We start from the raw sequence: 13,709 nt of genomic DNA on the forward strand, positions 1-13,709 counted from the left end.
ATCAAAACAAGCAAACGCAATTCAACGCAATCAAAAAGCTCAGCATCGATTTAAAGTAATTGATGCTGAGCTTTCCATCTCGCAGGCGGCACCTGGGCCAGTATGGTGCGACGCTGGGTTGCTTCGGCCGAAATAACTGGCCTCGCAAACATTTCAATTTCTCACTAGTGCCTCTGCCAGCACGCATGGAATATGCGCGTTAGGGCGGGACATTTTTGAAAATGTAATCGGCAGATGCGCAATTGTTTATTTGAGATTTGAAATTGCATTGCGCATTATCCATGCGGGTCTCAAGCACATTTCAGGCTGGAAGGCGCATGGATATTGCGTGATTGGTTTCATTTTTCATGTGCAAACCTATTAATTTCAAAGACAAATTTTCAGCTAATTTGCTTTCTCGCTAGCCGAACGATCAATGTACCGCGATCTTCCGTACTCGATTTTTTATCTAGCGGGCGAGTACTTTGTCGCCACGTTTCAGGGCATTTTCTTCCAGTAATTTAATTTTAATTTCAGTTTCCTTTGCGTTTTTTATAGAGTCGGCGGTGCTGTTCCAGCCTTGGGCATCGCCTTCTTTAAGTCGTGTTGCCTCGTTTTCTGCATCACGTTTGGTGCGAATCGCAAAATCTTTAAATGTGAGTGTAATAACATACGTAATATCTCCAGCGCCATATGCCGCCCACTTTACCTCTAATTCGGCAATCACCCCATCCCCCAGCCATTGGTAAGTATGTCCTCTTACCATCATCAATAGCCATTCTTCGGCGCTGAGTTTGTAATTTGGATCAAGAGCACAATTACTCATCACATCTAACTCACCCACTGCATTTAAAAAGCTAGATCTACCCGTAACAGCAGGGCAGCTTTCATCAATCAGGCGCTGCCATTTTCCGCGCTGAAACTGCGCAATTAATTGCGCCACAAAAGCTTGTCCTGCTGCATGGGTTTTGATCTTGTTGTCAATGGCTAGGTAAACTTCGTCTACGGCGAGATTATTTTTAAGATCTTCATCTGCATATATTTTCAAAGAAAATAAGGGGGCAACGCTAATTTCATAACCTGGTCGGATGAAGTGGGCTGTTATATCGGCAGGTATTTGATTAATGCTATAAGAAACCATACCCGCGGTACTGCCTACCTGAAACCTTGGCACACCTGAGGCCTTCGCGGTTTCTACTATATTTTTACCTATATCAAGTTTAATTTCTGTCATTTTCTTTGCTCCTAAAAAGTTATAGGCGATCAGCACACACGCCAAGACCGCACCCAATCTGAGTATTTTGTGTTTCATGCGTTTAACCAGCCTTGAATTTTGCGTAATTCAGCTTCCATGTAAGAGCGCTTTTCAAACATCAATCGATTAAAATCTCGCGCAATATCTGCCACAAAATTCATCCTATCGCCCTCATTCGGTAAGCTTTTATTTTTACCGATAAATCTATCAATGACACCATCCGGTGCATCGAAGACCGTTTGCAGTTTAGGATCGTCAGTCTTAGGCGAGAAGCTATACACCACCTTAAATTGCGGAGAAATCCACCCGCCGGTGAGGCGGCTAAAGCGGTGATTCATATCCATGGTTTCTATCAGTTTTGGATCGTTATAAATCAGCGGCTGTAAAACATTTCTTTGCTCATGGTTGGCGATGAATGCAAGTTCTTCCTGTTGATTTTTTAACTTGGATTTTGCTGAGTAGCTCTCGATAATTTCAAGATACGCAGCACGTATCTCTGGGGTAGCCTTAAAGTTGCGTGCCTTCACCACGGCGGCGGTGGCGGCGCTATCTTTTACCACGCGGCTCAGTTCTATGTGTTCTGATTCCATGACATAAAAGGCTTCTTGAAATTTGCCCCAATAATGGCTAGCTGGCGTGCGGTAGCCTTTGTCATGCTCTTTGACGTGGACTTTGCAATAATTATGCGCAAACCGCGCCGCATTGCTCCAGGCACCATAACCGCCATCCTGGCTCCAACTTGGAGTGATCTCAAAAAATGCCTGCCCTTTTTTGTAGACCACATCTTTGTCTAGCCAATTACTCATGCGCGCTATCCATTTAGGGCCGAAGGGTAAATCTTCTATGGCAGTTTTAGAGGCGATTTGAAAAGTATTCCAATCGCGTTCGGATAAGCAGTTTTCAAGTCGCGCATGATTTAAGCTGCCATCAGGGTTAATCCCATATTTTAAAAAGAACCACATGAAGGGGAAAATATCCATGAATAACCATAGATTTCCTTTGGCTAAGGCGGCGTAGGTGCGTAACACATGCTGATACGGCGAGGCGTCGGTGATGGCGACACTCCCTACATCGGCCACTGGCGAGTTACGCGCAACGCTGGCAGCCGTGCTGGAAAGTGCATTCCAGGCGGTGGCGATTTTTCCATCGCTGGCGGCTGCAGCAGCGGCTTTCCACTCCCTTTGCAAGACGTCTTCGCGTGCAAAGCGAAACGCTTCGACAATATCTTTGACCACAAATGCGGCTAAAGCGACCCAGTGAAATTGGACTTTACCATGCGTTTTTGTAGCACTTTTAAAATACAAATCGGCATAGTTGGCGGCGATACGTTTGGCACGGCGTTCAGGATCGTCGATGAGATCGTACAAATAGGTCTTTGGGTCTTTGTCGCTGACGGCGATCAGTGCCGCTTGCTGCGCATACGACCATAAATGCCAGTACTTAACTTCAGCAATGTGGACGGAGTCTGGCCTTGTGTTGGTCATGCAGACACCGAGCACTTCTAATACCTCTCCTTTTAGTTTCACTGATTGATCCATTGTTTGGCTCGCTTTGTGGTTGACTGCGCTTGACTCTGTGACGATGTCGATTATTTTTTAGGGATAAAGCCGATATAGCGTAAGGCGTATTCTAGCGGCTGTGCACTCGGGGTATTCATTCTCTCAATCGCACCTGTAGCAAGGCTTTTTTCTACAAGTGTGTGGGCTGTGTCGGCTTGATTGAGGACATGAATAGGCATTTCGGCGATAGCTTTATCGTGCTCATCCTTATACATAATCTGCTCATCGTAGTGAATGAAGAGTGAATGTGGGGGCGGCGCATTAGGGCTAAGCTGATCCGGCAACTTACCTAACTCCGCCGCCTTGTTCTCCCCCGCATCAAACACATGCTGTGCTGCCTTCACCGTAAAATTGCCGGGGCAGGTGAAGGTGATGTTGCCGCCTTCCAGGGTGACGGAGGATTGTCCGGCCATCAAAGTGATTTTTTGTTTGGCCTTGATTTCTATTTTGTCGTTGACGGAGATGATGGTGATCTCTTGGTCGGCCAGTAGTTCTAGTTTGTCGGTGTGGGCTTGTAGCGATAGCGGGCCGTTGCTGGCGTAGGCCTGTATTCCGCCGGCATGCGTGAACAGGCTGGTGGCGTTACCCGAGACGCTGGCTACGGTGTGGGCGGCCGCCCAGTGGCTGTCTGCTTGCGTGGTCCAGTGCAGCTGTTGACCGGCGAATAGGGCAGTCGACGCCGGGCTGGCGAGGTTGATGCTGGCTGGACCTTCCAGATGCACGATGGCGCTCTCAAACTTCTCTACCGGCTGTGCCGGGTCTAAGTCGCGCGTGCCTGGCTTGGCTTTGTGTGCGGTGTGGCCGTTGATTGCGGCCGTGTATTTGCCTTTTTTTTGTTGATCTAATGCCGTGATGCGATTCACTTGCGCCTTATTCGCATCGCTGCTGATCAAGGCGTTTTGATGGGTGGCGGCCTGGCTGATTGCCTCCACCGTGCTGTGCGCGGCTTTCAGTTGGGCGACACTTTCTTGTACATCCATTTGCGTTGAGCTGACGCTGCTGCCTTTGGCCTGGCGTGCGCTGGTGGAGATCAATACGCCTTCGGCACCGCGCAGACTGCCCCAGGCATCGCTGCGTAGTTCAAAGCCGATGCCGCGATAGCTGCCGCGTTGCGCCGAGGTAGGCGCTTGCGCGATCAGATAGCCGAGATTGAGCTGCGAGGCGGCGCTACTGCTGGCTAAGCGCATCCGCAATTGCGCTTGGGTGTCATCGACCACCCATTGGTTGTAGCCGCCATCTTCCAGATTATGGCTATGCATGCCGGACAAGTAACCGGCGTGATTGACGCCAGAATCGACACCGGCCGAGTAGGGCGGTAGATCGCTGCCGTTGTAGAGCTGGGCGATGACGACCGGCCTATCCATATCGCCCTCGATAAAATCGAGCACGACTTCGCTGCCTATGCGCGGCGTAAAATTAGTCCCCCAATTGGCCCCGGCCAAGGCCTCGGCTACGCGCACCCAGGTGCCGGAAGTTTCATTGCCGGGGGCATTGCCTTTGCTGTCGACTGGGCTGCCGGTCTCTGTCAAGCCACCAGCCAGCGGCGCTTGCCCACGTTGCCAGGCAAATTGCACTTTGATCTGATGATCGCGTTCGGTGCTCAAGGGGGCGCCAGCTAAGCCGACCACCAGCGCCACTTGTGCGCCCAGTGCGTTTTGTGGACGGCGCACTGCGCTGGCAGCCGGCACGACGGGCACGCTCAGTCGTACACAGCTAAAGGTATTTCTATAGGTGCCGCGTTCTAGTTCATTGATGTTGAGCAGGCGCGCCACGCCGGCTGCTATATTGTTGGTGGCGTTATGTTCTATCGAGAGCATCGTGAAGGCGTCGTCACCAGGCAAGTAATGCGCATGCTGGCTTAAAGTGAAGGCATGGCCAGCGGCCAATTGGCGCACCGCGCCGCCGCCCTGGTAGCGCTTATTTTGCATTTCTAAGGCGCGCAATTGCAGCTCGCTATGATCCGAGGCGGCCGCGCTGTCGGTATAGGCGCGATCTGCCACGCCATCATAGATAGACAGAGCAGGCAGTTCACCGGCTGCCAGACTAGAGCGCAGTTCCGAGGCCGGTGCACTGAGCTGCGCAAAATCCCAGCTCGAGACCGTCACGGCATTGCTCTGCACCTGGCGGATGGCAGCGAACTGATTGATGGTATCGCTGGCCTCGCTGGCGCGTACGCCGTGGTAGCGGATGCTACTGTCGCCTGGCATGGCCGGGGCGGTGGCATGCGCATCAAAGACGACTAATCTGTGTTTGGCTTGGCTGGCACTTCCGGAATCAGAACCAGAGCCAGCCTGATCGTGTTCAAAGCGGTAACTCAAGCCTTCTGAAGCGAGCAGGCGAGTTAAAAAATCCAGATCGCTTTCGCGGTATTGGGTGCAGATGGCGCGCTTGCGTAGCGGCTGCCTGACATCCCAGGCGAAATTGGCTTGCGGATAATCGGCCAGCAGATCGCTGACGATTTCTTGCGCATCTTTGTCCTGAAAAATAAAGGCGTCACGGCGTAAGCGCAAAAACGCCAGAAAAGGTTCAAGACGCAAACGATAACGCGCCACACCGCCATCGGCACCTAGCCATTGCGCCTCGGTACAGTAACCATGCCAGGCACGTTTGCTGCCATCGGCCTGCAACAGTCGTAGCGTGATCTCCTCCCCGATGAATTGCTTGAGGTCGACCGCTGTCGATAAACTCAGGGCATCGATATCGAAGCAGAACAATGCATTCACCGCCTCGGTCCCGCTAAAGCTCTCTACCATCAAAGAATCGGGCAGATCCGAACCCTGCGCCGTCTCTAAAGTAATCAGACGGGCATGCTGGCTTAATAGGGAGCCGAATAGTTGATCGCTGATGGCGGCAAAGTCAGAAGGCAGGGCGGGCATCAGAAGATCCAAGGAAAGACAGGGGAATCTGATTATAAAAGAATAACTTGTGTAAAAGTCATTTAGTTGTAAGTGGATGTAAAAAACATCTACATGCGGCCATCACATTCAGCACGGCTGTCAGGTGCCGCGCCGGAGATTGAGCGTAAAAAAATATGGCATGCTCTGGCGCGCATATTCCATGCGGGTTTCCAGCCTGCCTGGCCTGAGAACCGCATGGAATATGCGCGTCAGGGCAGTGCAAATTATTTCCTGAACCAAGCGCCCAGCAGTTTTGAAGATGGATTGCACGAACATCCCGATATTGGATATTTATTAAAATGGTCTATTTTTTTAAAACTCACAGCAACGTGTACTGGCGTTGCAATTCATCCAAGGTCGAAGCAGCCGATGCGGGCAACGAGCATTCAGTTCATTTTAGAGCTGACCAAGTTTGATGAGTGCATCAGACAACTTCTCAGCGCCATCAATTGGATTATTTTCAAATACCATCATGTATTTGAAGCACCCACCTGCTTTTGCTTCCCATAACTTACCAAGTTTTAACTTAAATTCTGAGTCCGAGTTATCTCTGTCGTCGCCCTTTGTTTCAAGTACGATGATGCGACCTGCTTTGGTTTTAATGATGAAATCCGCGTAGTGATTCAGGAAGCCATTGATATGAAAACCTTTTCCCCTCACTAAATTGCGATGCCACCATTGCACATTTTCAAGGTTAGCAATGTCGTTGATAACTCTTTGCTCAAAATTACCAATTGATGCCTCAGTGACGTATAGACTTTTCGGAATTGCGGGTGCATTTGCGCTGGGTGTAATGTTTTCAGGGAGCGAAAAACAAGGTCGAATGGAGATTTTCTCGACATCTAACAAATCCTGAAAACTCTTCTGCGCATGGGTATTCGCCAAGGTATCGATCTTCTGCCGAATTTTTTTTACATAAGCAATGTCGCGTTCAAGACAATCACGAATTTGCTCACCATCCATCGCTTCCACGATACGCATGATATAACGTTTAGCGTCTGCATCATCGATAGGATAGAGATTTCCGATGAGGTCAAATAACCTGGAGGTCAGATTAACTACTTGTTGTTCGCGTGATTGCGCAAGGATAATGTTGTTGAATTTTAGGCGGCCTTTATGATCAATCTTAAATGGCTTCGGTGAGTATTCCTCAGCACCGATTTGCTCAAGATCGACTCGGTACATTTGATTGTCTACATCTTCAAAATTGACCGTTGCATCCAGATTCGCCAACTTAAAATTTTTCAATAACAACTTGCGCTCGACTAATTGCTGTGACTCGTTCGCATCAAACCAGCCACCGGTTTCTACCTGGATAAAAAATTGAGGCAATCTCAGTTGCAAGGCCTCGCCTCGAAACACATCTTTCATTCTGTGTCGGTTCATCTTTGACTCTAATTCAATGGGTACTGCATCAAAACTGCTAGCCTGTGCTGCTTCGTCGTAAGCACGATTTTGCGCGCTGGCTTCGGCAGTAATCGCTGCAATAAAGCCGTTTTCGTTAGAGCTGCCGATAGAGATAACACTATCCGTTGATGTTGTCGCAGAATCGCTGCGAGAAAAATTGGGAGTGATTCTCGTGATGTCAATCTCGTCATCATTTTCAGTTGTATCACTATTGCTAACGGCGACGCTATTGTCAGTGTTGTGCTGAGTCGCAAAGAGATCACCAGTCTTGCCGTCTTGAGGTGGATTGGCTGATAATTGCATGGCCTCAATTTGTTCTGCAGTCAGAGAACGGCAGTCTCGATCCGAAAAACCAGCGCGATTCAATGCCTTTACTACGCTCTCCAGAGTTTCTGAAAATCGCGTGCTGGCAGTAAAGACATAGCTCATATTGAGCATCTCGTTACCGTGCTTCTGCACGTGCGGCATGCGTAATATCCGTCCCAGAATTTGCTCGACATCGACTGCGGAGGATTTATCGCCTAGCGCCGCCAAAATATACGCATTAGGACAATCCCATCCTTCTTTAAGCGCATTGATAGTAATGATGTAGCGTACCGGACAATCACGCGCCATCAGATCGACATTCTTTAATTCATTTAAATTTGCGGTCTTAATCTTGATCTGTTCTTCTGGAATTTTTAGTGCGATCAGCGCTTGTTTTATTTTTTCAAAGGTCTGTTTGTCGTCTGCAGTTTTTGGTTCAGCCTGAAACAAAATAATAGGCCGTATATGCTTTCCACCTTGTGCTTCTTCTGCAATCGCGATCTCTTCTAGTTTGCGGCGCAATATCAATGCAGCATCGATGACTTCATGCTTATCTTTGCGATTGGCGACGATCACAGGCAGTTTGACCATGTGATATTTTTTGAGCTGCATTGCGTCAACGTAACTCACGATATTGCTATTGTTTTTAGGTGTTGCTGTCAGGTCAAAGATGAAGTGCGGATTTAAATTGTGCAACATCTCTAGCGACAGTGCCGATTCAGCGTTATGACTTTCATCCACTACCACCACTGGCTTCAAACGTCGTATCACATTGATTAAGGCAGATGCGTCGTAATCGGCGAGCAAATATTCGGTGTTATCTTCTTCTTCGAAATTCAAAAAAGACGCCAGGTAGCCGTTATCCTGAAAAACCTTGCGGTCTTCTTTGTTCCTAGCGCGCAGAGAATCAAAACTCATCACCACTATCGACAATTGTTCGCGCACGGTATCGAGCGAAAAACCTGCACCTTGAAGTAAATCTTTTTTCTCGTAGATGGCTACGCGTTTGCGAAAAAGATTATCTAAACGTTTTCGATACGGATGATCAGTATTCGATAGTGCTTTGACGGTTTGATCCAGTATCGTCAACGACGGTACTAGCCACACGACAAAGGCAGGGCGTTTAGGGTTATGACGATGAAACGCATCAAATATCGTTTTAAGTGCATTGACGGCGATGTATGTTTTACCGCCTGCGGTTGGCACCTTGGCGCACACGTGCGGTACGCCAGCTACGTTGTTCTTGTACGCGTCCATCTTGGTCACGCCACGTACTGTCCAACATTGATTGAAAGCGTGGTCAATTCTTTGCGTGGCGTCTAACATGCTGAGAAATTCGCCAAGTTCAGTAATGACACGTTCTTGATAAGGTTTGAGTTCCATGTTATTCCCTAAAAACGAGTAATGTCGCGGGGAATTTTTTTGAAACTAATTCCGTGTTGGCGCATAAAGGCGTCATCCAGCAAGCAGCGATCAGCATAAATAATGGCGGTCGCCGGTTTGGCTGCACCGAGTTTGATGCCCGCCAAATAATTCAGATCAAGCACAGTGACGCTATCTGTTTCGTAATTGAATATCCAGGCCATCTCCGTATTGAGTCCCAATAAATGCGGTAAATAGGGATTGTCTTGCGCGCAACGATCAGATACTGGAATCCCTTCGGTGTAGGCTACATAATCGCGAATGGCCGCAATGCCGACCGCTTCATTCAGATTTTCATCCGGCAAAAATAGGGCTTCGCCCACATTGTAGAAATCAAAGCTACCACCCAGACCCGCGACGGCTTTACTGCCTTCGCCATAACCGCCCATCACGCGGCGCACACGCTCCGCTGTCAGCGTTTCAGCATAATCCATTGCTTCAATTAAGATAAAGCGACGCTTTCCCCCATCTTGTTGATTGAGCTTTAGCACTGCATGCGCGGTTGTGCCAGATCCTGCAAATGAATCAAGAATAATGGAGTCCGAATTTGAGGCAATTTGTAAGATGCGTTCGATAAGACGTGTCGGCTTGGGCGTATCAAATGGCAGGTCATGTCCAAGTATTTCTATGATCTCTTTTTTTGCTTCCTGATTATGGCCGCATTCCTCATTTGTCCACCATGTCCATGCACTCACTCCTGTACTTTCAGAAAGATAGGTTTTAACTCGTGGACGACCTTTTCCATCTTTGCCAAACCACATTCTTCCTTCATTTAAGAGTTGTTGGAAAACGCTTTCAATATTGGCCCAGCAGCGACCTCGCGGCGGTAAAAATACCTCGCCTCCAGGTGTGGAAATTTCATACATTTGATTTGGCCGCCAGCCTTGTGCAGTAAAGTCGGTTGATACCCACGCACCCCGAACATCCTTATCGGGGTTCTTAAATCCATTTGTTTGCTGAGCACTAAGCGGAATCGGGTGAAGTTCCAGCATGCTTCGATTTTTTGCAAATACGATGATGTGGTCGTGTGCCTGACTCAGCCCCAATCTGGAATCTGGAGAAATTCGTCGTTGCCATGCTATGGTAGCGATAAAATTTCCAGCGCCAAATATTTCATCCATTAAAAGCCGCAACGTTGCCATCTCGTTGTCATCGATTGATACGAATATCACGCCATTGGTTGCTATCAAACGATGTAGCAACTTCAATCGCGGATACATCATACAAAGCCATTTGTCATGTCTTGACAAGTCTTCGCCTTCTTTGCCAACTACCTGCCCAAGCCACTTCTTGATTTTTGGATCATTCACCGCGTCGTTGTAAACCCAGCCTTCATTACCAGTGTTATAGGGCGGATCGATATAGATGCAATTCACCTTGCCTTCAAATTCTGGCAGCAGGCTTTTTAATACTTCAAGATTGTCACCGTGGATAATCCGATTGTTTGTGCTGTTAGCTGGCTTATCGGCAGGCGCATCAAAGCGATATTGCTGATTCAATACGCGAAACGGTACTTCATGATGGTGATTGACCACCTTGTCTTTTCCTACCCAGGTCAGTGTCGGCATTTCAGTATTTCATCCTGCTATTTTTTTGTTTGGTTGAACGGCTCATGGCTAACACTTCGCCTTATTTTGTGTGCCAATCTGATACGGATGGAGATCAACGCCCGCATCAAATAGCGATTGCGACAGGCGATCTACCCCATCCGAACCATGCCTTAGGGTGAGTGCGTGCGCGTAGTAATTGGCGTGGTAGGCAGTGAACATGAAGCCCGGTTTGTTTGCAGGGCAAAAAGCCGCATCTGACTGAGCTGCTTGTCACCGTATAAACGCAGGTTTCTAGCGGTGCTGAGATTGATTGATGTGATTTTTTGCCTTGGGCGCAAATTTTTTGATCAAAAAATGCATTATACGCAAATTATCTATGAAAATTAGCGAAATCCGCTTTCTTCATCTGCGATAGCCGCATTGACAATTTGGGCTATGAAAATTGGTCAAGTCATTCGCAAACTTAGGCTGGCAAGGAAAGCCACCTTGGAAGATATTGCATTCGTCGCGGAGATGGATGCGGCGAATTTGTCGCGTATAGAACGCGGCAAACAAAACCCTACGCCGGAAATTACTGAAAAATTGGCGAAGATTTTCAATTTCCCGGTGTCGTCGCTCTATTTAATGGCGGAGCAAAATATTGAAGCGCAACTCATCGTTGGCACAAAAAAAGAAAAACGGGAAGGAACAGAAAGGCTAGAAGATTTCGTCACCCGCTTTATGCTGCTCACGCCTGAGCATCAGTTGATGGTAAATGAGTTTATTACCGTGATGCTGAAATCGCAGGGTAAGACAGATTAATTACCTCTATAGCATTGAATTGCTAAGTATGCCTGCTGTAGACCGAATTAAAGTCTGTCACTCACTTCCAATATTATTTTTTGCAAGCCCCTGCCAGCGCGCATATCCCATGCGGGTTTCAAGCCAGCCTGGCCTGCGAGCCGCATGGGATATGCGCGTCAGGGCAGACCTCGTTTTTGTCTAGTAGGGAATAAAATTAGCTGAGCTTTTTTGCGGATGCGTAAGGTCTAATTTTTTATAGAATTGAAGATGCGAACTAAATCTCAAACAATTAAAGGGTCCGCATCAGTTAAAGTAATTGATGTGGACCCTTTAAATTTCTCTTTAAGTCTTGCAGGCGGGATTTGGTCCGAATGTTTTATTCGTCGCCCTCAACACAGATTTACGCGGCGATTTTGTTGCTTGCCGCTGTGCCCAGTTGGTACCAGTCGACCTTACGGGTCACCACCATGATGCTTGCCAACACCGCGAACAGCAGGATACTACCCATGATCAGGGCATTGCTTTCTGACTGCAGTAGCCCGAACAGTACCCCATACAACAGGCACAGGCCGCCGCCAAAACCTAAGCCACGCTGCCAGCTATGCAATACAAAACTCAGATAAAAGGCGATCAGCAAAATACAGCCGCCACCGGCCAGCAGATATGCATGGGCAAATGCAATGTGCTCGGACAAGCTCACCAGCAACAGAAAAAATAAGGCCAGCGCCAAACCTACCAGAGTGTATTGGATAGGATGGATAGGCAGCGACTTCAAGATTTCAAACAGGAAGAAGGCGGCAAAGGTCAGCGCTACAAACAGCATGCCGTATTTGATGGCGCGATCAGCTTGCGAATACACATTGATAGGTTCGATAAACGCCACGCTAAAACTATCGAGTTCGTGCACCGCCATCGCCGCCGCAGGTGCCGGTGCAACATCGACGGTGGCGCTGGCAACTACCGCCGGAACATCAATAGCACGGCCTAGTTCTAAGGCGCTAAACTGCTGTTGCGCACTGGTGGCTAATGCCGAAATATTCCAGGTAGCAGAAAAGCCGTTCTGATCAATCTTGCGCTCTTTCGGCGTGGGTAAAAAGCGTCCGCCAAATTGCGGATGAGGCCATTTTGAAGTCAAACTAACCTGGTTATTTTTGGCGATAGGCACAAAGTGCATGCGTTCGATACCGTCGATCGCCAGATCCAGACTGAATTTCGCGTGTTCTGGGCTGCTTAATGCCATTAACTCTAGCGGCGCATGCAAGCCTGAGCTAAAGGCACGCAGTTTGCTCTCTTGTTTGAACTCAAACGGCTTACCGTTCCAGAGTATGCTGGGGAAATTACGCAAACCACGGGTGTCGCTCAGACCAAGCGCAATATACGGCTGGCCTGCAGTCAACTCAGAACTGGCTACGCTACGCGCCAGATTCGCCAACAGCGGCAAAGTAAAATCACCTGTCATTGTATGTTGGCCGCTATATACCAAGACCTTATGGATGCCGCGATAGCGATGGTCGGTATCGACCGTTCCGGTCAACTTCAAGTCGTCCGGATACACCAGATGCTTATGCTGCAAGGTATAGCGCCGTGACACGGTTTTTTTGCTGACACTATCGACGATTTCCTGCTCTTCATACGTTTCGCTATACGGCAGCACCAGTACCGGCCCCAGCAAAGTTTGCTCGCTGACCGAATCGGCCGCTATGCTGCGCACCGCCTCGTCGCGATAGCGCAGGCGCTCAGTAATGGTGGACTGTATCATCATCAGGGGCACGCCTAGCAGCAGCATTAGCAGCGCAACTATGATGGTTTTAAAAAGTAAAGTTCTTTGCATGGCAGACTCCGGCTATAAGGAAACCTGACTGTAAAGAAGGCATGTGCGTTGATGATGCGTTTTGTGTGAAGTGCAGGCGGAGCGCGGATATTGCACGATGCAATTCAGATAATTAATTCTTGGTACAATGCCAAGTTATAGCATTAGAAATCATCATTTAGAAATGAGAAAAATAGACAGTATGCGCCTACAAAACCTCGAAGCTACTTATCTGGAAACCTGCAGAAATGCGCTTAGCCAGGAGCAGAGCATAAGCCTGGCAGAAACCAATCACTGGGCACATGTGGATCGCAATCAGGTGCATGCCGATTGGGATGCGCTGTACAAAACGCTGGCGAGCGTGATCGACACTTCAACTGCCAGCGATACACATATCCAGTAACTACTAGCTCAGCACTATACAATCGCCTGCCGCTTTTACACCCCGAGTCCCGAGGCCTACCTGGGCATGGCTTTGTTTTATCAAGACAACCCCAGCATGCGCGATTTTCACAATGCCTATCATCCGCAGATGCTGAGTTTTTTGGGTGACGCGATGTGCGTCTATGCCGCTAAGCTATAAATTTTTTGTGGCATGCTCCAGCGCGCATATTCCATGCGGGTTTTATATGAACACCTTCCATTTGCCAAGATATTTTTTATGTTTTATTAAATAGGTAAAGCTGCAGTTTTATATCCGGCCTTAGAGCAGAGAAATACCCTGCGGGCCCTGATGGAATC

General features: G+C 48.4%; 8 protein-coding genes and 1 pseudogene. 3 read left to right on the top strand and 6 right to left on the bottom strand.

The window, feature by feature from the left end; genetic code table 11:
- Positions 1 to 448: 448 nt before the first annotated feature.
- The 5 genes from ACO0K8_RS21715 to ACO0K8_RS21735 form a co-directional block, all read right to left on the bottom strand.
- Entirely contained in the window at positions 449 to 1,291 is an 843-nt protein-coding gene (locus ACO0K8_RS21715) for a hypothetical protein (protein ID WP_422948746.1), read from the bottom strand.
- Positions 1,288 to 2,772 carry a DUF2515 family protein gene (locus tag ACO0K8_RS21720; RefSeq protein WP_422948747.1) on the bottom strand — a complete coding sequence of 495 codons (1,485 nt, stop codon included), beginning with the start codon at positions 2,770 to 2,772 and terminating at the stop codon, positions 1,288 to 1,290. The genes ACO0K8_RS21715 and ACO0K8_RS21720 overlap by 4 nt, the downstream gene beginning before the upstream one ends.
- A gap of 50 nt (positions 2,773 to 2,822) precedes the next feature.
- Entirely contained in the window at positions 2,823 to 5,669 is a 2,847-nt protein-coding gene (locus tag ACO0K8_RS21725) for a type VI secretion system Vgr family protein (protein WP_422948748.1), read from the bottom strand.
- A 417-nt stretch (positions 5,670 to 6,086) separates the two neighbouring features.
- A complete protein-coding gene (locus tag ACO0K8_RS21730; protein ID WP_422948749.1) occupies positions 6,087 to 8,786 on the bottom strand; it encodes a DEAD/DEAH box helicase in 2,700 nt (899 codons plus the stop codon).
- Positions 8,787 to 8,794: 8 nt separating this feature from the next.
- Complete coding sequence (locus ACO0K8_RS21735; RefSeq protein WP_422948750.1) at positions 8,795 to 10,393, bottom strand: site-specific DNA-methyltransferase; 1,599 nt, start codon at positions 10,391 to 10,393, stop codon at positions 8,795 to 8,797.
- Positions 10,394 to 10,810: 417 nt separating this feature from the next.
- Between ACO0K8_RS21735 and ACO0K8_RS21740 the strand changes: the two genes are divergently transcribed.
- A complete protein-coding gene (locus tag ACO0K8_RS21740) occupies positions 10,811 to 11,176 on the top strand; it encodes a helix-turn-helix domain-containing protein (RefSeq protein ID WP_422948751.1) in 366 nt (121 codons plus the stop codon).
- A gap of 382 nt (positions 11,177 to 11,558) precedes the next feature.
- Here the strand turns inward: ACO0K8_RS21740 and creD are convergent, their stop codons facing one another.
- Positions 11,559 to 12,989 (bottom strand): cell envelope integrity protein CreD, encoded by a 1,431-nt coding sequence (gene creD, locus ACO0K8_RS21745; protein ID WP_422948752.1) that lies wholly within the window; start codon positions 12,987 to 12,989, stop codon positions 11,559 to 11,561.
- Positions 12,990 to 13,170: 181 nt separating this feature from the next.
- Here creD and ACO0K8_RS21750 point away from each other — a divergent pair, with 181 nt between their 5' ends.
- Together ACO0K8_RS21750 and ACO0K8_RS21755 are read left to right on the top strand one after the other, a co-directional pair.
- Entirely contained in the window at positions 13,171 to 13,371 is a 201-nt protein-coding gene (locus ACO0K8_RS21750) for a hypothetical protein (protein WP_422948753.1), read from the top strand.
- 15 nt (positions 13,372 to 13,386) lie between these two features.
- Positions 13,387 to 13,551: pseudogene (locus ACO0K8_RS21755) on the top strand (TipAS antibiotic-recognition domain-containing protein); the annotation flags it as partial.
- Between the last annotated feature and the right edge of the window lie 158 nt (positions 13,552 to 13,709).

It is taken from the genome of Undibacterium sp. Ren11W (assembly GCF_049340485.1).
Lineage (GTDB): Bacteria > Pseudomonadota > Gammaproteobacteria > Burkholderiales > Burkholderiaceae_D > Undibacterium.

Coding starts and splice junctions, on each gene's coding strand:
- ACO0K8_RS21715 (WP_422948746.1), bottom strand. CDS start 1,291: ATGAAACACAAAATACTCAGATTGGGTGCGGTCTTGGCGTGTGTGCTG.
- ACO0K8_RS21720 (WP_422948747.1), bottom strand. CDS start 2,772: ATGGATCAATCAGTGAAACTAAAAGGAGAGGTATTAGAAGTGCTCGGT.
- ACO0K8_RS21725 (WP_422948748.1), bottom strand. CDS start 5,669: ATGCCCGCCCTGCCTTCTGACTTTGCCGCCATCAGCGATCAACTATTC.
- ACO0K8_RS21730 (WP_422948749.1), bottom strand. CDS start 8,786: ATGGAACTCAAACCTTATCAAGAACGTGTCATTACTGAACTTGGCGAA.
- ACO0K8_RS21735 (WP_422948750.1), bottom strand. CDS start 10,393: ATGCCGACACTGACCTGGGTAGGAAAAGACAAGGTGGTCAATCACCAT.
- ACO0K8_RS21740 (WP_422948751.1), top strand. CDS start 10,811: ATGAAAATTGGTCAAGTCATTCGCAAACTTAGGCTGGCAAGGAAAGCC.
- creD (WP_422948752.1), bottom strand. CDS start 12,989: ATGCAAAGAACTTTACTTTTTAAAACCATCATAGTTGCGCTGCTAATG.
- ACO0K8_RS21750 (WP_422948753.1), top strand. CDS start 13,171: ATGCGCCTACAAAACCTCGAAGCTACTTATCTGGAAACCTGCAGAAAT.